The organism is Pseudomonas sp. LY-1, assembly GCF_053502595.1.
On the sequence record NZ_CP094353.1, the window covers coordinates 2,413,343 to 2,433,900 of the forward strand.

14 protein-coding genes and 4 pseudogenes are annotated in these 20,558 nt (G+C 62.3%); 12 read left to right on the forward strand and 6 right to left on the reverse strand.

What is annotated here, in order from left to right; genetic code table 11:
* Nucleotides 1-38: 38 nt before the first annotated feature.
* Nucleotides 39-1,415: an aspartate aminotransferase family protein gene (locus MOQ67_RS11150; protein ID WP_017846946.1), complete on the reverse strand. Its 1,377-nt coding sequence runs from the start codon at nt 1,413-1,415 to the stop codon at nt 39-41.
* Between the two features lie 212 nt (nt 1,416-1,627).
* On the opposite strand from MOQ67_RS11150, the gene MOQ67_RS11155 reads away from it, so the two are divergent.
* Nucleotides 1,628-2,602 (forward strand): helix-turn-helix domain-containing protein, encoded by a 975-nt coding sequence (locus MOQ67_RS11155; protein WP_102618914.1) that lies wholly within the window; start codon nt 1,628-1,630, stop codon nt 2,600-2,602.
* Nucleotides 2,603-2,859: 257 nt separating this feature from the next.
* On the opposite strand, the pseudogene MOQ67_RS11160 reads toward MOQ67_RS11155, so the two are convergent.
* Nucleotides 2,860-3,136, reverse strand: a pseudogene (locus tag MOQ67_RS11160) (Rieske 2Fe-2S domain-containing protein); the annotation flags it as partial.
* 263 nt (nt 3,137-3,399) lie between these two features.
* Here MOQ67_RS11160 and MOQ67_RS11165 point away from each other — a divergent pair.
* From MOQ67_RS11165 to MOQ67_RS11190, 6 genes and pseudogenes are all read left to right on the forward strand, one after another.
* Entirely contained in the window at nt 3,400-4,281 is an 882-nt protein-coding gene (locus MOQ67_RS11165) for a serine hydrolase domain-containing protein (protein ID WP_198731738.1), read from the forward strand.
* Nucleotides 4,282-4,401: 120 nt separating this feature from the next.
* A pseudogene (locus tag MOQ67_RS11170) lies at nt 4,402-5,019 on the forward strand (hypothetical protein); the annotation flags it as partial.
* A gap of 266 nt (nt 5,020-5,285) precedes the next feature.
* Entirely contained in the window at nt 5,286-6,275 is a 990-nt protein-coding gene (locus MOQ67_RS11175) for a helix-turn-helix domain-containing protein (protein WP_371918442.1), read from the forward strand.
* Nucleotides 6,276-6,353: 78 nt separating this feature from the next.
* The gene (locus MOQ67_RS11180; RefSeq protein ID WP_017846951.1) at nt 6,354-7,283 is read left to right on the forward strand and encodes a SphA family protein; all 930 of its coding nucleotides are present in this window, start codon (nt 6,354-6,356) and stop codon (nt 7,281-7,283) included.
* A 10-nt stretch (nt 7,284-7,293) separates the two neighbouring features.
* Entirely contained in the window at nt 7,294-8,511 is a 1,218-nt protein-coding gene (locus MOQ67_RS11185; protein ID WP_017846952.1) for an MFS transporter, read from the forward strand.
* Nucleotides 8,512-8,557: 46 nt separating this feature from the next.
* Entirely contained in the window at nt 8,558-10,021 is a 1,464-nt protein-coding gene (locus MOQ67_RS11190; RefSeq protein WP_275959126.1) for an amidase, read from the forward strand.
* On the opposite strand, the gene MOQ67_RS11195 is transcribed toward MOQ67_RS11190, so the two are convergent.
* On the reverse strand, nt 10,009-10,464 hold the full coding sequence (locus MOQ67_RS11195; protein WP_198718406.1) for a MarR family winged helix-turn-helix transcriptional regulator: 456 nt from the start codon (nt 10,462-10,464) through the stop codon (nt 10,009-10,011). The genes MOQ67_RS11190 and MOQ67_RS11195 overlap by 13 nt on opposite strands.
* Nucleotides 10,465-10,672: 208 nt before the next feature.
* On the opposite strand from MOQ67_RS11195, the gene MOQ67_RS11200 reads away from it, so the two are divergent.
* The 3 genes and pseudogenes from MOQ67_RS11200 (at nt 10,673) to MOQ67_RS11210 (ending at nt 13,613) form a co-directional block, all read left to right on the forward strand.
* Complete coding sequence (locus MOQ67_RS11200) at nt 10,673-11,503, forward strand: p-hydroxycinnamoyl CoA hydratase/lyase (RefSeq protein WP_017846955.1); 831 nt, start codon at nt 10,673-10,675, stop codon at nt 11,501-11,503.
* A gap of 113 nt (nt 11,504-11,616) precedes the next feature.
* Nucleotides 11,617-11,853, forward strand: a pseudogene (locus MOQ67_RS11205) (aldehyde dehydrogenase family protein); the annotation flags it as partial.
* Nucleotides 11,854-11,963: 110 nt separating this feature from the next.
* Complete coding sequence (locus tag MOQ67_RS11210; protein ID WP_198718400.1) at nt 11,964-13,613, forward strand: feruloyl-CoA synthase; 1,650 nt, start codon at nt 11,964-11,966, stop codon at nt 13,611-13,613.
* 14 nt (nt 13,614-13,627) lie between these two features.
* Here the strand turns inward: MOQ67_RS11210 and MOQ67_RS11215 are convergent, their stop codons facing one another.
* The 3 genes and pseudogenes from MOQ67_RS11215 to MOQ67_RS11225 all read right to left on the reverse strand — a co-directional run.
* Nucleotides 13,628-15,133: an MFS transporter gene (locus MOQ67_RS11215; protein WP_198718401.1), complete on the reverse strand. Its 1,506-nt coding sequence runs from the start codon at nt 15,131-15,133 to the stop codon at nt 13,628-13,630.
* Nucleotides 15,134-15,199: 66 nt separating this feature from the next.
* Entirely contained in the window at nt 15,200-15,955 is a 756-nt protein-coding gene (locus MOQ67_RS11220; protein ID WP_370737511.1) for a methyl-accepting chemotaxis protein, read from the reverse strand.
* Between the two features lie 102 nt (nt 15,956-16,057).
* Nucleotides 16,058-17,251: pseudogene (locus MOQ67_RS11225) on the reverse strand (PDC sensor domain-containing protein); the annotation flags it as partial.
* A 344-nt stretch (nt 17,252-17,595) separates the two neighbouring features.
* On the opposite strand from MOQ67_RS11225, the gene MOQ67_RS11230 reads away from it, so the two are divergent.
* Together MOQ67_RS11230 and MOQ67_RS11235 are read left to right on the forward strand one after the other, a co-directional pair.
* Nucleotides 17,596-19,044 carry an APC family permease gene (locus tag MOQ67_RS11230; RefSeq protein WP_017846960.1) on the forward strand — a complete coding sequence of 483 codons (1,449 nt, stop codon included), beginning with the start codon at nt 17,596-17,598 and terminating at the stop codon, nt 19,042-19,044.
* A gap of 84 nt (nt 19,045-19,128) precedes the next feature.
* Nucleotides 19,129-20,550 (forward strand): aldehyde dehydrogenase family protein, encoded by a 1,422-nt coding sequence (locus MOQ67_RS11235; protein WP_198718402.1) that lies wholly within the window; start codon nt 19,129-19,131, stop codon nt 20,548-20,550.
* Nucleotides 20,551-20,558 lie beyond the last annotated feature (8 nt).

Below are 20,558 nucleotides of genomic sequence, written 5' to 3' on the forward strand. Positions count from 1 at the left end.
GGGAACCTAAGTGACGTAGGGTGGACGGGGTGAGCGCCTCAAGCGTTGAGGCTGGCCAGGGCGTCGCCGAAGATATCCAGCGCCTTGAAGAACAGCGCGCGTGAGATCGTCAATGAGGGCATGACCCGCATCACGTTGCTGTAGCGACCGCAGGGAATCATCAGCACACCGTGGTTCAGCAGGTAACCCATGAGCTGGCCGATTTTTTCGGGCGCCAGGGGAGCCTTGGTGATGGGGTCTTCGACCAGCTCGATACCGATCATCAGGCCACGGCCGCGGACTTCGCCGACCCACGGGCTGCCAAAGCCACGGATACGTGCCTGCGCCTCCAGGCCCAGGGCGTGGGCGCGGTTGAGCAGATCGAGTTCCGGGTCTTGCAGGATGGCGATGTTGGTCAGCGCCACGGCTGCGGATAACGAGTTGGCGGCGAAGGTATTGGGCATCGAGCCGTCAGGAATCGCGGCCGCCAGGTCCGAACGCATGATCAGGCCTGCCATCGGCAGGTCGCTGCCGATACCCTTGCCGAAGGTGAGCATGTCTGGTTTTACGCCCGAATGCTCGACCGCCCACATTTTGCCGGTACGCCCTGCGCCGGACTGCACTTCATCGACAATCAGCAGCGTGCCGCTGCGGTCACACGCCTTGCGCAATAACTGCAGGAACTCCGGCGACGGGGGGACATAGCCGCCTTCGCCCTGCACCGGCTCGACGATCACGGCGGCCACGTCATCGGCGGCGGTGTAAGGGGTGTTCAACAGGTAGTCCACGTACTCGCCGGCGATCTGCTCGGCGCTTTTGTGCGTGGTGTCGAAGGGGAAGCGGTAGGCATACGGGTAGGGCGCGTGAATCACGCCGCCCATCTGGGCACCGTAGCCCTTGCGGTAGGCGGTGCCGGTCGTCAGGGCGCCCGAGGCGTTCCATACGCCGTGGTAGCCACCATGGAAGGCGATGATCTGGTGGCGCCCGGTGATGCGTTTGGCGAACTTGATCGCGGCTTCCAGTGCGTCGCTGCCGCTTTGCGTGAAGTAGGTGACGCAATCGCCCCGCAGGCCGTCGGGCGCGATCTCGGAAAGTTTGGCCGCCAATTCGGTTCGCCGGGTGCTGTTGATTTCCAAGGCATGCATCAGCACTTCGGACTGCTCGCGGATCGCCTGCACCACCTTGGGGTGGCAGCGGCCGACGCTGCTGACGCCCACGCCGGCGGACAGGTCGATGTAGGTGTTGCCGTCCGGGTCCTTGAAGGTCGCGCCGAAGGCACGGTCCATCGCCACCGGCATGCGTCCACCACCCCGGGCCATCGACTCGGTACGTGCCGACAGTGCCAGGGCCTCGAGGGTCTTGGGGCCGGGCAGGGCGCTAGAGGTTATCCGCGGGGCATCCGCGAAGTGCAGGGATTCAAGTTGGGCTTCACTCATGACGGTCTCTTTGGGATGTAGGTTCACGTATGCCGATCATCCCCATAGCGCACGGGTTGCCGTTAGCCCGAATTGGCACTTGGGGATTCCATCCTGAGCGCGCTTTCCTGCACACATCTTGCATAAAGAAATGTGCAGGTTTTCTGCTATGTGCGAACATCACGCAAAAGATTCCTCAAAAAAAAAGAATATTGGCGGAGGCTTTCGACCTAATGAAAAATCAGCTTATCGGCCATTTTCGCGACATCCATGTCCATGCGGCCACCATCCATGAATGGAATCAGGACTACAGCCAGTTAACCGCAGGCTCGTCCGAGAGTTCGCTGATGCAACTGTCGACCGCCGGATGCCATGTCTTTCGCGAGCAGATCAACCAGCGTGTGGTGCAACAGGGTGCGGCGCCCCGGGGCAAGATGTGCTTTGCGGTGCCGATCACCGTGCCCGGTTCGATTCGAATGCAGGGGCGGGAGGTGGACGACAGCAGCCTGTTTTTTCTTCACGGTGGTGAGGAGTTCATGTTCCATATGCCGACGGGCATGGAGTTGTTGTCCATCACCTTCGAGCGTGAATTGTTCGAGCAAGCCTTGGCGCAAACGGCGTCGCCGAAGGAAGTCAGCCAACTGTTGCGTCAGCCGGTGATCAAGGTGTCCACCCAGCGCGTCGCGGGCGCTCGGCACCGATTGCTGGCGATGTTCACCCAGGCCCTGATGCACGAAGAGCTCGACAGCACGCGAGATCGGGAGCGGGAGCAGGCGTTGGAACAGGCCATGCTCGACGAGTTGCTGCAACTGCTGACCGACCCGGCCTGCGATAAACAGCAGCGTACCGCGAGCTCCACGCGCAGCTTCATTGTCGAGAAATGCCACCGTTTGGCGACGGCCGAGATGAACAGCGTGCCCAGCGTGAGCGAGTTGTGCCAGCGCCTCCAAGTGAGTCGGCGCACCGTGCAGAACAGCTTTCGCGCGGTGGCCGAGACCACGCCCCTGAACTACTTGCGCTCCCTAAGGCTTAACGGCGTACGCCGGACCTTGATGTCGACCCGTGCGTCGGACCTCTCGATTGGCGATATCGCTGCCCAATGGGGCTTCTATCACCTCAGCCACTTCGCGGCGGAGTACCACGCGCTGTTCGCCGAATTGCCGTCCCACACCGCGCGTGCCGCCATCGCCGTGTGCGCGCGCGCCTGAGTAAGCGCCCACGGCACATGGGGGGCGACCCTGCGCGCGGTGTTACTGTGCTAAGGATCTGCCCACTAAGTGTGCATGGACTGTCCTCTTTAGTAGCGCACCGTGCGCAGAGGGCTGTATTCGCGGTGCAGGCGATCTTCCGGCCAGCCCCGCGCTCGCCGGCGCGGGCGCAATAATGCAGCTCGAAATCTGCCCGCGCGTGCGCCGGGCGCTCAGCCGTTCCAGGATCTTGCGCGACCGCACGCCGCCGTAGGCCCCTGTTCGCTTTCGGCCCATTCCAGGTGCGGGATCAACCGTCTTGTTGCACGCCCCCTCCGTACTCGCTGGCCGGCATCCGCACGGTGGTGCCGTCGCGGCCCATCGCCAAGCCGTGGTAGCCGCAGACCCGTTCTCCATTTTCCACAGCGCCTAGAGAAGGCGCCGCGCCGCGATGGGGCAGAAGTCCTCAAGCGTGGCGACCTGGCCCGTCAGGCCCCGGCAAAACACCATATTTTCTCCGCAAGTTTGCCGGCCTACGTGTTTTTTTGAGTGCATGACAGCTCTCCAGGAAACGCATTGTTTTTGCCTAGTGGATCCATTGAATGCTCGCGGCATTTTTGGTCAGCCTCATGCTTTCTGACTCAAGTGATTTTTTGTCGATTGTCGGACGATAAGGATCGTATCTCGCTCTTTAATGGATCTATTTACTGCGACTAATATAATTTATTAAATTAAATATTTTAATTACTAAAATAATTAATGATAGTAATTATTTTCCTGCATCTGCTCCACGCAGAGTCTTTTTCAGGATCACACAGATGAGCCAGAACACCGTGCCTTTACTCGTCAGGCTTTACGCCGAGGCCAATGAATCCTTACTTCCCGGGCATACCGCGCCGGGGTTGATGCAGGGGGTTCCAGCCGCGCCCGAGCAGCGCGTAACCTGGGAAAACTGGATGCGCCCGCCGTTCAACCGCTGGGGGTTTCGTCACCTCGCGCGCCTACGGCCGTCCATCGACGTGCGGGCCGGGAATGCGCCACGCAGCCCCTTGAACGACGCGCCGCAAGCGCTGAGCGAGCTGCGCTTCGACAGTTGCTGTGGCCTGAGCGTCAGCGTGCTCGACCACCTGGTGGCCAGTCACACCGATAGTTTTCTGGTGATGCAGGGCGATCAAGTGCTGTTCGAGCGCTATTTCAACGGTCAGCGTCCCGAGCACCGGCACATTATGTTTTCGGTGACCAAGTCGCTGATCGGTCTGCTGGACGAACAACTGATCAGCGAGGCGCTGCTCGACCCCATGCGCAGCGTCAGTGCTTACGTGCCCGAGCTGGCGGGCAGCGCCTTCGGCGATGCGCGCGTGGGCCGGCTGTTGGCCAACGATGGCTGGCACGCGGGTTCGCCACTGATCTCCAGCGAGGCCATCGCGCGCATCGCCAAAGGCGGTGACCCGGCGATCTACGCGGCCAACGCCGAGTTTTCCGAATGGACGCCCGGCGCGTCCTACCGCAGCCAGTGGTACGTCTTCAACGACCATAGCCAAGCCCTTATGGCGGGCGGGATCCATGGCCAATACCTGTTCATCGACAAGCCGTCGAAGGTGGTGATCGTCAAGCAATCCTCGTTGCCGGAAGCGGTCGGCCCGTTCGATGCCGACAGCGTGCGCATGCTGCGTGCGATCGCCGCTCACCTGACTCACTGATTCCACTCACAACAAGAACCATCCAGCGTCTGGATTTCACCTGGCTTGCCCAGGTGTTGGCGGTGTACTGCGCCGCTTGCAACTGCCCTGTAACAACAATAATTACACAGGCGCTTCACTATGTTTTTCACGACGCGTTTTACCCGCGCGCTGGTGGCGGTCAGCCTGCCGCTTAGCGCCCAGGTTGCCTTGGCGGGCTACACCTTCGAGGACGGCAACCTCAAGGGCGAGGTCAACCTGACCGCGAGCGCTGCGACCATCACCACGCGCAACGTCAACTTCGGCAGTGGCCGGGTCGACCAGCGCAGCGGCAAAAATGGCGGCAGCCGCATCGGCTGGCAGGAGGTGTATGTCAAACCCGCGATCAAATTCGACTATGCCCTGACACCTGACATCAGTGTGCTGGGCGGTGCGTCGGTGGTCGCCGCCAGCACCTTCGGCGACGGTGACGCCGGTCCTCGGGTACCGTTACGCGAGCTTTTCCGGTGACGACAACCTTGCCGACAACCGGAAAAAACCTGGGACCTGTTGAGTAAAGGCTTTGTCGACTGGAGCACCTGGCTGGTGGGGGATGTGGTCGGTAACTACCTGCTGTTTAACAGCAACGAAAATGTCCAGCAGTTCTCGCTCAAGACGCACCTGAGCCAGACGTTTACGCTGGGAGCGATCCACTATCAGTTCTGGTTGGACGAAAAGAACTATATGGGCGCGGCCGTCAGCGATCGCCGCTTTACTGATGGCTTGGCGTCGTTCGAGCTTTTGCCGCTCACGCAGTCCGCTCACGGTAAATCCTTGTGGTGTAAAGAGAAGGGCCTGATTGGTCCAGGCATTCCCGCAAAAATATTTTATGGGGTAAAAATTTTAAAGCACTCATTTTGGTAGTGGTGACGTACCTGATTCATGGGCGCACTAGCCGATTTCGGCACACCTTACCCAATGGCGCCATGCGGGGAATGGAAATTGCGTGCTGAGCGACAGTGCTTCAGGCTCAAAGGGAAAAATCCATGAACACTTACAATAATAATTCCAGCGTGCAGATGGTTCGCCCGGCATGGGGCATTCCTTCAACGATCCGGCATTTTCACACCCATGACATCGATCAGCACGCGCGCAACATGGGCGGTTGGCAGGTCCGTTATGACCAATTGTCCCCAGGCCGCTTTGAGGGCGAGTTGATCGAGCTACACGCCGGCTGGATGCAACTGATGCGTGACCGCACCAACCAGTCGATGCTCAAAAGCGGCAGTGCCTGGAAAGGCGCGATCACCTTCAGCATGCCGCTCAACGCGAGCGGCCCGCTGTTTTGTGCCGGGCATCCGATCCATGAACACGGCCTGTTGGTCGCCCATGGCGATCATTTGCCTGACCTGCGCGTGCCTGAGAACCTCGACCTGTTGAGCGTTGCCGTCGACATCGAGGCTTTGGAGCGTCTGTTAGAGCATCAGGAAGTGGCTTTTCGCTTTACCGATCTTCCCAAGTGTTACCGTTTGGGCGGGACGTGTGTGCAAATCGAGCTGGCCAATCTGTTGGATGAGTTGGTCTGCGCTGATCAGGGGCACGAAGCGCTGTTGAGCTATGAAGCGATTCGGCACGGGGTCCGCGATGCGGTGATGGTGCAGTTGCTGGACCTGGTCGCCCCGGATCAGTTCGCCGGCCTGAGTCCGACGGCGCGCAAACGCATGGTTGATCGGGCGCGCGAATATGCCTTGGGGCATCTGGATGAACCGCTGTCGATCCTCGATCTGTGCAGTCACATCGGCGCCAGCCGGCGCAAACTCCAATACTGTTTCCAGGAAACCCTGGGCATCAACCCCGTGGCCTATTTGCGTGCGCTGCGCTTGAATGCGGTGCGTCGCGAGCTGCGCGAGCGCCAGGAAGCCTACGGTGTCCAAGAGGTCGCGGCACGCTGGGGGTTCTGGCATCTGAGCCGTTTTGCCAGCGACTACCGGACCCTGTTCGGCGAGTCACCGTCACAGACGTTGCAACGGCGCTAACTGTGCTGAAAACGGCTAACCCGCTGCGGCGTGCCGTTACTAGGATGGCCCACACCATGAGGTTGGGAGGGGCATTCAATGAACAACAACAATTCAAACATCCGCCACGTCAGTTGGGTCACCTTGGGTCTGCTCGGTCTTTGCCTTGGGGCACAGGCCACTGAAAACGGCGCGCCCACCACCGCGGTGGGCGTCTACGATTTCGGCGCCGGGATGACGCCACCTGTGACACCGAACGGCACCGTGGGGCTGCGCACGGCGTTCTATTCCGCCAACGTGCAGAAGGACAGCCAAGGGCGTGCGGTGGATAACCGTCTCTCCCTGGATGTGCTGTCCATCGGCGTGGTCTACCTGCGCATGACGGACTATCGCGTGCTGGGTGGCCAGTACGGCTTCGGTGCCGTCGTACCGTTCTTCAAGATGGATGCGTCGCTGCAAGTGCCGACACCGGGCGGGCCGTTGAAACTGTCGGCCGACCCCTTTCGGATGGCGGATGCGCAGATCGTTCCGCTGATCCTGCAGTGGAACCTGTCGCCTAACCTGTTCGTCAATACCCAGTTCCAGATCCAGGCGCCGACCGGCGACTACGACCAAAAAAGGCTGGTGTCTCCTGGGCTGAACCACTGGACATTCTCCCCGGCGGTCAACGCCACCTACATCAGCGACACCGGCTTTGAGGTGTCGTCGAGTTTCCAGGTCGATGTGAACACGCGCAATCCCGACACCCACTACAAAAATGGCGTGGAGTACCGCCATGAGTTTGCCGTGGGGCAACATTTCGGGCCTTGGACGGCGGGCCTCGGCGGCTATTACTACCGCCAGTTGAGCGACGACGATGCGCCGAACCTGACGCGCGGCAACCGCGCGGGGGTCATGGCCCTGGGCCCGGCGATCAGCTACATCGCGCCGGGGCTGCCACCGCTGTGGCTGCATCTTTACAAAGAGTTCGACGCGCACAATCGCGCCGAAGGCTACACCGCCGCCTTGCGCGTTTCGTATAGCTTCTGAGGGCCGGATCATGACCACTGTTAATGCCGCCACAAACCTATCGACCGCTGACACCCGCCAAGCCTCGGGCCGTCGCGAAGGGGTGGTGCTGATACTCGGCAGCAGCCTGACCATCATGGGCGCGGTGATGATCGCGCCTATCTTGCCCAAACTCGGTGCCGAGTTCGGCCCCCTCAATCCCCATGCCGACCTGCTGGTTCCGCTGGCCGTGACCGGCCCCGCGCTGGCCATCGCGCTGTGCGCGCCGCTGGCGGGCTGGCTCGCCGACCGGATCGGGCGCAAAGCCTTGCTGGTCATTGCGACATTGCTCTACGCGCTGCTGGGCGTAACCCCGGTGATCCTCGGTGACTTGCAGTCCATCGTGGTCGTGCGCTTGTTGTTCGGTTGCGCCGAAGCGGCGGTGATGACGTGTTGCTCGACCTTGATCGCCGACTATTGGCACGGCGGCGAGCGGCTGCGCTACATCAATCGCCAGATGGTGACCATTGGCCTGGTCGGCGCGTTGTTCTTCGTGGTCGGCGGCGCCTTGGGCGAGTATTCCTGGCGCTTGCCTTTCCTGTTGTACCTGCTGCCGTTGCTGTTGGTGCCGGCGATGCTGAAAGTGCTGTGGGAACCGGCGCGTTCCCAGCCGAGTACGGTTGCCCAGGACGCCGAGCGGGTGGCGGTGTGGCCGCTGGTGCTGGGCTACCTGTTGATCTTCGGCGGCATGGTGCTGACCTTTATCGCGCCGGTGCAGGTGCCGATTCTGCTGGTGCAGTTGGGCATTACCTCCAGCACCCTGATGGGGTTGGCCGCCGGTCTGAGCCTGATCTCCACCCTGGGCGGTTCTCTCGCCTGGCCGCTGTTGCGACGCACCTTAAAGGGCGCGGGGACCAATACGGTGTTGCTGCTGCTGTTCGCCTTGGGGCTGTGGTTGCTGACCCGTGCGCAGAGCTACAACGAAGTGGCGCTGGCGATGGTGCTGCATGGCCTGGGAGCGGGCCTGCTGGTGCCGAACGTGATGGCGCCGGTGATGGAAGCCCTGACGGCGCGCACCCGTGGCCGGGGCCTGGGCGGTTTGACCGCCTGCCTGTATCTGGGGCAGTTCGTCAGCCCGCTGGTGGTCGCGGCGCTGGTGGTCTATGCCGGCGACCTGCGCCACGCCATCCAATGGCTAGCCTGCGCCAGCCTGGCGGCGGCTGTGCTGTGGGGCGTTGCCGGCGTGTCACGCCTGCGCTCGGTCATCTGAATACCGTCAGTTTGCACGTCATTGAAATACATCCGGAGTAATGGGTATGCGCGACATTCAGCAGTTAATCGACAATGAAGACGCTATCGGTCTGGCCGCATGGGTCAGGCGCGGCGAAGTCCAACCGGTGGAACTGGTGGAGGCCGTCATCGAGCGGATCGAGCAGGTCGAGCCACGCCTCAATGCCGTCGCCGAACGCCTGTACGACCAGGCGCGCGAGGACGCCCTCGCCCCCACGTCCGGGGAAGGGGTGTTCGCCGGGGTGCCGACCTTGATCAAAGATTTGTTCGCGCCCGTGGCGGGTGCGGCAATGACCAACGGCTCACTTGCGCTGGGGGCTGCCCGCGTCGACTTCGACGCCGAGGTGGTCACGCGCCTGCGCCGCGCCGGTTGCCTGTTCGTCGGCACCACCACGGCACCGGAATTCGGCACCTCCTATTCCACCGAGTCGATGCGTTTTGGCGCCACCCGAAACCCCTGGAATACCCAGCACAGTGCCGGCGGTTCCAGCGGCGGGGCGGCGGCGTTGGTCGCGGCGCGCGTTGTGCCGTTCGCACACGGCAACGATGGCGGCGGTTCCTTGCGCGTGCCGGCGTCCTGTTGCGGCGTGTTCGGCCTCAAGCCCAGCCGTGGTCTGCTGCCGTCGGGGCCGATGGTCGGGGAGGGCTGGGCGGGGATGGCGACCAATCATTGCCTCACCCTGTCGGTGCGTGACAGTGCGGCATTGCTGGACGCCACCGCCGGCCACGAACTGGGCGCACCCTACGCCGCGCCGATTTCAGCGCACCCGTATGCGTGGGCCTTGCAACAGGCGCCGCGGCCTTTACGGATTGCGCTGGTCGAGCGGGTCGGCACGTGGCCGATCTCCAATCAAAGCCTGGATGCCGTGCGTCAGGCGGCCAAGCTTTGCGAATCCTTGGGGCATCGGGTGGAACTTGCGCAGTTACCGGTGGTGTTGCCGGAGTTTCTCGACCAGGTGTTCACCATCATCGGCGCGAGCACGCGTCACTATGTGGACGTCCTCGGCCAATTGCGCGGGGCTCCGGTACGGCCTGAGGAACTGGAGGCGCGCACGCGCATCATTCTGCGCGACAAGGGTGCGGTCAGTGGCGCGCAATACGCTGCGGCGGTGGAATGGATTCACGCCCTCGGCCGTCAACTGGCGCTGTTCATGTGCGACTACGACGTGATCCTCAGCCCGACCCTGGCGCGGGAACCAGCCCTGATCGGTGAACTGGATCTGCAGGATGACAGCCTGGGTCTGGATGAGCTGATCGAGCGCTTCCACAGTTATTCACCGTTTACCGCCTTGTTCAATGCCAGCGGGCAACCGGCGATGTCGGTGCCGCTGTACTGGAGCGAGCGCGGGCTGCCCATGGGCGCGCATTTCGCCGGGCGTTTTGGCGAGGATGCGACGTTGTTGGCGTTGGCGGCGCAACTGGAGATCGCCCAGCCATGGCGTCAGCGCATGGCATCGGTGAATGCGTGCCTGGGCGCTCAGTCACGGTAGATTTTTTTCAGCAGCCGGAGCAGTTCGTCGCGCTCCTGGTTGTCGAGGGCGGCGGTGGCATTCTTGTCGCTCTCGGCAGCGATTTGCGTGAGTTCCTTGAGCAGCGCTTCGCCGGCCTTGCTGAGGAAAATCCCGTAGGAACGCTTGTCGGGTTTGCAGCGCACCCGTACCGCCAGCGCGCGGCTTTCCAGCTTATTGAGCAGCGGCACCACTTGCGGTGGCTCGATGGCCAGCGCCCTGGCCAGGTCGGTCTGCATCAGCCCGGGGTTTTGATTGATGATCGCCAGGGCCGAGAACTGTGCCGGCCGCAAGTCGTGAGCCGACAACCGGCCGATCAGGTTCTGGAACAGCTTCAATTGCGCGCGGCGCATCGCATAGCCGATCAAGTCATCCAGCGCGGCGTCCAGTGGGGCCGGTGAGCCGGGAAGACTTGGCCATGGCAGGGCGGGTCCTTGAGCAGTGGTTAATAAAGCTATGCAGTTTTCCGAGACTGGCTGGCGATAGCCATCGCTCTGTTTCAATACACCCTGCAAATACGCCTTTCCAATACCTGAAAAAGATTAGGTTAATTTCATTAATGGTTAGTTGATATAGCTAATTTGTCGGTTTAGCTTTTAACCATCGTCAAGCCAAGAACAAGAGAGCATCGCCATGAGCAATTACGAAGGTCGCTGGTCAACGGTCAAAGTCGAAATCGAAGAGGGCATTGCCTGGGTCATTCTCAATCGGCCGGAAAAACGCAATGCCATGAGCCCGACCCTGAACCGGGAAATGATCGATGTACTGGAAACCCTGGAGCAGGACCCTGCTGCCGGTGTTCTGGTGCTGACGGGCGCGGGCGAGGCTTGGACGGCGGGTATGGACCTCAAGGAATACTTTCGCGAAATCGACGCCGGCCCGGAAATCCTCCAGGAAAAAATCCGCCGCGAAGCCTCGCAATGGCAGTGGAAGTTGCTGCGCATGTACACCAAACCGACCATCGCCATGGTCAACGGCTGGTGCTTCGGTGGCGGTTTCAGCCCCTTGGTGGCGTGCGACCTGGCGATCTGTGCCGATGAAGCGACCTTCGGGTTGTCGGAAATCAACTGGGGCATTCCACCGGGCAACCTGGTGAGCAAAGCCATGGCCGACACCGTGGGCCATCGCCAGTCGCTGTACTACATCATGACCGGCAAGACGTTTGGCGGGCAGAAGGCCGCCGAAATGGGCCTGGTCAACCAGAGCGTGCCGTTGGCGCAACTGCGTGACGTCACTGTCGAGCTGGCGCGTAATCTTTTGGAGAAAAACCCGGTGGTGCTGCGTGCCGCCAAGCATGGTTTCAAACGATGCCGCGAGCTGACCTGGGAGCAAAACGAAGACTACCTGTACGCCAAGCTCGACCAGTCGCGCCTGCTCGATACCGAAGGCGGTCGCGAGCAGGGCATGAAGCAGTTCCTCGACGACAAAAGCATCAAGCCTGGCCTGCAGACGTATAAACGCTGAAGCCAGCCCTTGGCCGCGCCGCACGGCGGTGTCGGCGGTGTAGGGTTTGAACGTATTCCCGATAAAGACAATAAAGAGGAATCACCATGCTGGACGTGCCCCTGTTGATTGGCGGCCTGTCGGCGGCGATCTTCAGCCGTGACACGGCGCGTGCGCTGGCGCTGGCGCAGCGGGTGGAGTCGGGGATCTGCCACATCAACGGCCCGACCGTACACGATGAAGCGCAAATGCCCTTCGGCGGCGTCAAGTCCAGCGGTTATGGGAGTTTTGGCAGCAAGGCCGCGATCGAACACTTTACGCAACTGCGCTGGATCACGTTGCAGAACGGTCCACGGCATTACCCGATCTGAGGCGCCGCCCAAGGGCGGACCCACATAACAATAATCAGGGCGCAGCCGCTGGCTGGCGCCACATGACACCCACGGGTGTCCGTCGGCGTGCCTTGTTGGAGGACCATCCCGTGAGTTCCGAATTCAGATCGCAACCCGAACGGCCCACGCCGCGTTACCGCCCCGTGTCCATCAGCCATGCGCCGGTGGAAGTGATCGAAAACCACGGCGTGCTGCACATGCGTTCGCTGGAACCGTTGGCCGAATTACCGCAACGGTTGCTCGACCGGCTGCTGCATTGGGCCCAGGTACGCCCGGAGCAGACCTTCGTCGCCGCCCGCGACGGCGACGGTTGGCGTCGCGTCAGTTATGCGCAGATGCTCGACAGTGTGCGGGCCATTGCGCAGAGTTTGCTTCGCTATGGTCTGCCCGCCGAGACCCCGTTGATCAGCGTGCGTGGCCAAGTGGCGGGGCGCGCCCAGGTGAGTTTCGCCAGTTTGTTGCAGGTCGCGGGCGGCGCCGAGGCCGAGCGGGCCTTCGCGGCCACCGGCCCCGACAGCATTGCCAAGTTTCTCTTCACGTCCGGTTCCACCCAATTGCCCAAGGCGGTGATCACCACCCAGCGCATGCTCTGCGCCAACCAGCAGATGCTCTTGCAAACCTTCCCGGTGCTTGGCGAAGAGCCGCCGGTGCTGGTGGACTGGCTGCCGTGGAACCACACCTTCGGCGGCAGTCATAACGTCGGTATCGTGCTCTATAACGGCGGCACGTTTTACCTGGACGACGGCAAGCCCACGGTGCAGGGCTTTGCCGAAACGCTGCGCAATCTCAAGGACATCTCGCCCACGGCCTACTTGACCGTGCCCAAGGGGTGGGAAGAACTGGTCAATGCCCTGGAGCAGGACGCCGCCTTGCGTGAGTGCTTTTTTGCCCGGATGAAATTGTTTTTCTTCGCCGCCGCGGGCCTGTCGCAGCGGGTCTGGGACCGGCTCGACCGGGTGGCCGAGCAGCATTGCGGCGAACGCATTCGGATGATGGCCGGGCTGGGCATGACCGAAGCCGCGCCATCCTGCACCTTTACCACCGGGCCGTTGTCCGTGGCCGGGTATATCGGCTTGCCCGCGCCCGGCTGCGAGGTGCGTCTGGTGCCGGTGGACGGCAAGCTCGAGGGGCGCTTTCGCGGCCCCCACATCATGCCGGGGTACTGGCGAGCGGCGCAGCAGACCGCCGCGGTATTCGACGACCAGGGGTTCTACTGCTCGGGCGACGCGCTCAAACTTGCCGACCCAAACAACCCGCACCTGGGCCTGATGTTCGACGGACGCATCGCCGAGGATTTCAAACTGTCGTCCGGGGTGTTTGTCAGCGTGGGGCCGTTGCGCAACCGTGCGGTCCTGGAGGGGTCGCCCTATGTGCAGGACGTGGTGATCGCCGCGCCCGACCGCGAATGCCTGGGCATTCTGGTGTTTCCAAGGCTGTACGAATGCCGCCGACTGGCGGGGCTGGGCACCGCCGCCAGCGACGCCGAGGTGCTGACCAGCGCTGCCGTGCGCCAGTGGTTTGGCGACTGGTTGCAACGCCTCAATCGCGACGCGACGGGCAATGCCAGTCGCCTGGAGTGGTTGGTCCTGCTCGATGAACCGGCGTCCATCGACCGTGGCGAGATCACCGACAAGGGCTCGATCAACCAGCGCGCGGTCTTGCAGTGGCGCGCGTCCCAGGTCGAGGCGTTGTATCGCGGGGAGGAACCGTCGATCCTGCGGGCGGGCGCGCGGGCATAACGCCAAGGCGCCTGCTAAGCCAGATCATCCGTAATGATCGCCGCTGCTGGCAGGCTCCGCTTCACCAGCAGCGCCGCAATCAACAACAGGACTGTCATCGTCACCAGCACGGCAACGAAACCTGTATCAAACGCCGAACGGGCGAACGCGGTCAGCATGGCGGCGCCCTCGGGTGATAACGTCCCGGCGACGTTCAGCGCGTCGTCGAGGCTCTCGAATGTCATGGGGTTTCGGCTCAGCCATGACGGGATCATCAAGCCTGTCGAGTACGCGTAGATCGCTGACAAGAGGCTGCCTGCCAGTGTCACGCCCACCGCACCGCCCAGTTCGAACGAGACTTCCTCAAGGGAGGCGGCCATGCCGGCCTTGTCGGCGGGCACGCTGAGCATGATAGTGCTCGACGCCGCAGTCAGTGCCGCCCCCATGGTCAGGCCCAGCAGCGCCAGGCTGACGATTTGCAGGGGCACCGCGGCTTGGTACAGAAACACATAGGCCAGCATCGCGGCGGATGAAAGCAGCAATGTCCAGAACAGCATGCGCTGGTTGCCCAGGCGCGGCAGGTAGTAGCCGGCAAGCGGGCCGGCGACAAAGGAACCCAGCGGCAGCGGCAGAATGAACAGTGCCGCTTCCAGCGGCGACATGCCCAGCACCAGTTGCAAGCGTTGGCTGAACACCAGCTCCATGCCGATAAATGCGGCGGCTGACACCACGGCCGCAATCACCGCATTTCGGAACCCGGATGTGGTGAACAACGACAGATCGAGCATCGGCTGCGCGGCACGTCGTTGGCGCCGAATGAACAGCGTGAGAAACAGCGTGCCCAGGACCACCACCACCAGCATGGCTTCGAAGGAGGGCACCCGTTTGCCGAGCTCCTTGACGGCATACGCCATGCTGATCAAGCCGATCATCACCTGCAGCGAACCCAGCCAATCCCAACGTCGTTCGGGGTTTCCCGGGTGGTCGGGGATCAACAGCACGCCGACGAGCAACGCCAGCAGCACAATCGGCACGTTGATCAGAAACACCGAGCCCCACCAGAAATGCTCCAGCAACAGGCCACCCACCACCGGCCCGAACGCCGCGCCCCCCGAGGCCACCGAGGCCCAGATCCCGAACGCCATGGCCTGTTCGCGCTCGTCGGTGAACGTCAACCGGACCAGGGCCAATGTGGCGGGCATCATCATCGCCGCGCCGACCGCCAGGAACCCCCGCGCGCCGATCAATACGCCGGCCGAAGGCGAGAAGGCCGCGATCAGCGAGCACAGCCCAAATACACTCAAGCCCCCGATAAATAGCCGTTTATGCCCCAGGCGGTCGCCGAGCGTGCCCATGCCCAGCAACAGCCCGGCGGCGATCAGCGCATAGATATTGATGATCCACAGTTTCTGCGACGCTGTCGCACCAAGCTCGCGCGTCAGTGTCGGCAACGCGGTGTACAGCACGGTCATGTCAATCACGATGAGCAGCAATGCACTGGAAATAATGGCCAGGATCAACCAGCGTCGCGAAGCGGTCATGGGCAAGGCTCTATGTGTAAAGTGTCGAAGGCCGGCCACTGTAGCTCAGTTGCGCTGCATTGCCCCTCACACACGGAAATGGCCCACCAGGTTCTGTTGATGGTTGGCCATTTCATGCAGTGAGTCACTGGCCCTGGAGGCCTCGTTCATGCGCGTGGTGAGTGTTTCGCTGATGCCTCGGATGTCGCTGACACGCTGGCTGATATCGTCCACGACGGTGCTTTGTTCCAGGGCGGCGCTGGCGATCTGTTGGTTCATCTGCTCGATCACGTCCACGGCCTGGGAGATGTTCTGCAGCGCCGCACGCGTCTGTTGCACCTGGATCACGCTGCTGCCGGCTTGTTCGCGACTCAGTTGAGTGCTGTGTACCACCTCCTGGCTCAGCTGTTGCAACCTCTCGATCACGTTGCGCACCTGTTCGACCGAGCTCTGGGTGTTGCTGGCCAGGTGCCTGACTTCATCGGCCACCACCGCAAAACCGCGCCCTTGTTCGCCCGCTCTGGCCGCTTCGATGGCCGCGTTCAAGGCCAGTAGGTTGGTCTGTTGAGCGAGGGTGCAGATCACGTCCAGCACCTGGCTGATCTGGCTGCTGCTGTCGGCGAGGGCGTGTACCTGCTTGAGTGTGGCGTCCAGGCGCTGGTCGAGGTGTTCGATGTTGTGTACGGCGCTGGCGAAGACGGCCTGACCGGAGCGGCTCGCGCTTTCCGCGGCGCTCGCGGCGTCGGCGGCAGAGTGCGAGTGGCGCGCCACTTCCTGGGCACTGGCGCTCATTTCATGCAGCGCGGTCGCCGCCAGTTCCACTTCACGGTACTGGCGCTGCATGCCTGCGCTGACCTCCCGGGCAATGCCCGAGGACGTGTCGGCACTGGTGCGCGTGTCCCGCGAGGCGGATTGGATGTCGCGGATGATCGGCTGCAATTTGTCCAGGAAACGGTTGAAACCGTTGCTCAGTGCGCCCAGCTCATCGTGGCGAGCCACCGGCAGGCGTTGGGTAAGATCACCGTCGCCGTCGACAATCGCATCAAGCAGGCTGGCCACCTTCAGCAGCGGGCGCGTCACGCCATAGGCCGCCAGCCAGATCAGCAGCATGCCCAGGCAACTGGCGAGCAAACCGAGGCTCAGGTTGAGCCAATTGGCCTGACGGCGTTGGGCATCCAGTTCGCTCTGCATCTGCCGAACGGGGGCCTGCGCCACGGCTTGCGGGACCTTCAGCTGCAACGTCCACGGTGGGCTGCCCGCCACGGTCTGGACGGCCTGGCTGATGTCGATGCTGGCGCCCGAGACCTCGCCACTGCGCCCGGCCACCTGGCCCGAGTTCGCGACTATGCTGACTGCGCTGGCGCCCTGGTACAGGTCCTGGCGCAGGTTGGCCGCGAGTTTCTGCAGGGTATCGAGGCCGATGTCCATGCCGACCACGCCGATCGTCGTGCCGTTGGCGATCAGTGGAATCGAAATGCTGCTCATCAGGACTTTGCGGCCCTCCACCTCGCTTTCATAGGGCGCCACCACACAGGTGCGGCCCTGGGCCTGCGGGCAGACGTACCAGGCGTTTTCCGGCTCACTGCCCGCCGGCGCATGGTTGGCGGTGATTTGCGGCTCAGTGAGTACTTCCTGGACCAATTGCCCCGGTTGGCTCTGCGACCAATACAGCGCGAACCGGCCTGTTTCGTTGCCTGCCAACGCACGTTGCGCGGTGAACTGCGCGTCGGCACCTGCCAGCGCATCGGGTAGCAACACCACGTACAGGCCGAGCACTTTGTCGCGCTTGAGCAGTGTCTGGCGAGTAATGTTCACCAGTGTCTCGCGCAGTTGTGTCGCCGAGAGGCGGCCATTGAGGGTTTGTTCGCGCAGTTGCAGGACCTGTTGCGCGAAGCCTTCGCCATACAGCGCCGTCTCATTGAAAAACCGCGCAACCTGCTGACCGTGGGCAACCGCCTGGGCCTGCAAGTGCTCCGTGGCCGCTTGCGCCAGCAACTGAGTGCTGCGTGCCTTGAGCAGTTTTGCACTTTGTTGATTCTGGTACAGAGAGGCGCCGGTCAATGCGGCGACAACGGCCAGCAGGCACAGCCCGCTCAGGAGTGTGATGCGCCATTGAATAGTCAGGTGAGCAAAAGGCATGGCTGGGGGTTCCTGCGCGTGAGCGCTCTATGGGCTGTAATAGCCTGGTGGGCGCCGTCGTTTCTTATTGTTGCTAGCCGACATCCGGGCATAGCACGGCGACCCTAGAGTGCAGGGATGAACATCCGGGGGGTTATCCCAAATCGGCGGGGAACGGTGCTGGACGCTGAACTGTTTTGGGGCGATGCAGGCGATGCTACCGATTTGGGATAGCGAGGGGTTTGTAGGGGGGCATAGGATCGAATACAGCGTGCAAGCCAAAAAATAAAAGCGCTACCCGGTGCCGATAGAGCCTTGATCGGAGCCACCCCACAGCGACTGCCTCATACAATAAGGTCAATAACATGAGTGTATCTATTCAGGTCAACAGCTCCACGGAGTTGAAGCGAGGCGCCTTGGGCGTCGGCTTCATCATCTTCTTCGTGATTTCGGCGGCGAGCCCTCTCAGTGTCATCGCCGGCGGTTTTCCGATTGGTATCATGCTGGGTAACGGCGCCGGCACCCCGGCATTGCTGATCCTGGCGTTGCTGGTGCTATTGGCGTTCTCGGTGGGTTACACCACCATGTCCCGTCACCTGACCAACGCCGGTGGTTTCTATGCCTTCACCTCGCGCGGCTTGGGCGGTTTGGCCGGCGGCGCGGCGGCGGTGTTGGCGATGTTTGCCTATAACATTCTCCAGATCGCCCTGTATGGCATGTTCGGTGGCGTGGTCAGCGGCACCATGGAGAGCGTGTTTGGCCTGGTGATGCCCTGGTGGTCTTATTCGCTGATGGCGATGGCCAGTATTGCGGTCCTCGGTTATCGCAAGATTGATCTGTCCGCGCGGGTCTTGTCAGTCGTGGTGATCGCCGAGTACCTGGCAATCCTTACCCTCGACTTCGCGATTCTCAGGACCGGTGGCGACAGCGGTATCAATCTCGACTCGTTCAGCAGCCAGCACGTGTTCAGCGGCACCCCGTCGATCGGCCTGCTGTTCTGCTTCGCCGCGTTCATCGGCTTCGAGGCCACCACGATCTACGGCGAAGAAGCGAAGAACCCGCAACGCACCATTCCGATTGCCACCTACAGCTCGGTGCTGCTGATCGGTGGTTTCTATGCGCTGTCGGTCTGGGCGATGGTGGTCGGTGTGGGCACCGACAAGATCGTGCCGATGCTGCAAGCATTGCAGGACCCCACGACCTTTATCTACGGCATGTCCGATCACTTTGTCGGTCCTCACCTGACCCAGATTATCCGCGTGCTGTTCATGGTCAGTATCTACGCCGGGCTGCTGGCGTTCCATAACGCCGCCGCGCGCTACTTCTACGCGATCGGGCGTGACGGTTTGCTGCACAGTCTGCTGGGCACCACCCACCGCGTGCATCAGAGCCCGCATATGGGTTCGGCATTGCAGAGCCTGATCGCTGCGGTGGTGGTGCTGATCTTCGCCGCCATGGATGCGGACCCGATCCTGCAACTGTTCGCCTGGTTCTCCAACCTCGCCACCCTGTGCGTGATTTTGCTGATGGCGATGACCTCGGTCGCGGTGTGTGTGTATTTTCACCGGCATCCCGAGCTCAAGGTCGGCGCTTTGCGCGGGCGTATTCTGCCGGGGTTGTCCTGCCTGGCATTGCTGATGGTGCTGATCCTGGCAGTGGCGCACTTCGATGTGCTCACGGGCGCCAGCAAGCTGTTGTCGTACAGCCTGTGCGCCGTCATTCCCTTGGCCCTGCTGGGCGGCATCTTTCTCGCCGCGCGCTTGCGCAAGGTATCGCCCCAGCGGTTCCTGGCGTTGGGCAGCCACAAGCTCTAAGGCATCAACCCGGTACAACTCTACTGCGAACTGTGCGCTTGTCGGTGTCCGACAAGGCGTGCCTGCGTTAAAGGAAAATTGCACATGCACCATTACACGATGCTGATCAACGGGGTTCAGGTTGCCGGTGAAAACGGGCAGTTTGACGTGATCAACCCAGCCACCGGCACCGCATTCGCACAGTGCCCGGCCGGTTCCCTGGCGCAACTGGACCAGGCGGTGGCGGCTGCCCAGGCGGCCTTCAAGACGTGGCGGCACAGCACTCACGCGCTGCGTTGCGAGCGCCTGCTGGCGATCGCCGAAGACATTGAGCGGGACGCCGAGGCACTGGCCCGGCTGATCGTTCTCGAGCAAGGTAAACCGCTGGAGCTGGCATTCTCCGAAGTCATGGGCGGTGCCGCCTGGACCCGCTATGCCGCCGGGCAAGAGATCGCGGTGGAACTGGTGGAAGAAACCCCCACCCAGCGTGTCGAGTTGCACCGCAAGCCGCTGGGCGTGGTGGCTTCGATCACGCCGTGGAACTGGCCGTTCATGATCGCTATATGGCACATCATGCCGGCATTGCGCGCCGGCAATTGCGTGATCAGCAAACCCTCGAGCCTGACGCCATTGAGCACCTTGCGCCTGGTGGACATCATCGCTCGGCATGTGCCCCACGGTGTGATCAATTGCGTGACCGGTGAGCAAGGTTTCGGCAGTGCGATCACCGCCCACACGGGGATTCAGAAGATCGTCTTCACCGGCTCGACCGCCACCGGGCAAAGCGTGATGCGCGGCGCCGCCAACAACCTCAAGCGACTGACCCTCGAGCTGGGCGGTAACGATGCCGCGATCGTGCTGCCTGGCACGCCGGTCGATGAAGTCGCCGAAGAGATTTTCCAGGCGGCCTTCCTCAACATGGGGCAGACGTGCGCCGCCCTCAAGCGTTTGTACATTCATGAATCCCAATACCAAGCGTTTGCCGAGGCGCTGACCCGCATCGCCGAACGGCAGGTGGTCGGTGATGGCCTGGAGCCTGGGGTCACGTTTGGCCCGGTGCAGAACCTCGAGCAACTGCAACTGGTCGAGGCCCTGGTCGACGATGCGCGGCAGCACGGCGCCCGTATTTTGTGCGGCGGTGCGCGCCTGGACCATCCGGGGTTCTTTTACCCGCCGACGCTGGTCGCCGATGTCACCGACGGCCAGCGGCTGGTCGACGAGGAGCAGTTTGGCCCGGTGTTGCCGTTGATCGCCTATCAGGATGTGGAAGACGTGCTGCGTCGCGCGAATGCGGGCGACATGGGCTTGGGCGGCTCGGTCTGGGGGCCGGACGTCGAACAGGCGACGGCGTTGGCCAGCCGTCTGGAAAGCGGCGTGGCATGGGTCAACTGCCATGCCCGCATCCAGCCGAACACGCCGTTCGGCGGCAGCAAGATGTCCGGGTTCGGTGTCGAGTTCGGCCTTGAGGGCCTGCTCGAATTCACCGGGCAACAGTTGCTGTTTGTCCACAAGCGTGACGCTGAATAAGGGCCTGA

Bases quoted from the DNA above. Each gene is read 5' to 3' on its own strand.
- MOQ67_RS11150 (WP_017846946.1), bottom strand. From the start codon at position 1,415: ATGAGTGAAGCCCAACTTGAATCCCTGCACTTCGCGGATGCCCCGCGG.
- MOQ67_RS11155 (WP_102618914.1), top strand. From the start codon at position 1,628: ATGAAAAATCAGCTTATCGGCCATTTTCGCGACATCCATGTCCATGCG.
- MOQ67_RS11165 (WP_198731738.1), top strand. From the start codon at position 3,400: ATGAGCCAGAACACCGTGCCTTTACTCGTCAGGCTTTACGCCGAGGCC.
- MOQ67_RS11175 (WP_371918442.1), top strand. From the start codon at position 5,286: ATGAACACTTACAATAATAATTCCAGCGTGCAGATGGTTCGCCCGGCA.
- MOQ67_RS11180 (WP_017846951.1), top strand. From the start codon at position 6,354: ATGAACAACAACAATTCAAACATCCGCCACGTCAGTTGGGTCACCTTG.
- MOQ67_RS11185 (WP_017846952.1), top strand. From the start codon at position 7,294: ATGACCACTGTTAATGCCGCCACAAACCTATCGACCGCTGACACCCGC.
- MOQ67_RS11190 (WP_275959126.1), top strand. From the start codon at position 8,558: ATGCGCGACATTCAGCAGTTAATCGACAATGAAGACGCTATCGGTCTG.
- MOQ67_RS11200 (WP_017846955.1), top strand. From the start codon at position 10,673: ATGAGCAATTACGAAGGTCGCTGGTCAACGGTCAAAGTCGAAATCGAA.
- MOQ67_RS11215 (WP_198718401.1), bottom strand. From the start codon at position 15,133: ATGACCGCTTCGCGACGCTGGTTGATCCTGGCCATTATTTCCAGTGCA.
- MOQ67_RS11220 (WP_370737511.1), bottom strand. From the start codon at position 15,955: ATGCAGCGCCAGTACCGTGAAGTGGAACTGGCGGCGACCGCGCTGCAT.
- MOQ67_RS11230 (WP_017846960.1), top strand. From the start codon at position 17,596: ATGAGTGTATCTATTCAGGTCAACAGCTCCACGGAGTTGAAGCGAGGC.
- MOQ67_RS11235 (WP_198718402.1), top strand. From the start codon at position 19,129: ATGCACCATTACACGATGCTGATCAACGGGGTTCAGGTTGCCGGTGAA.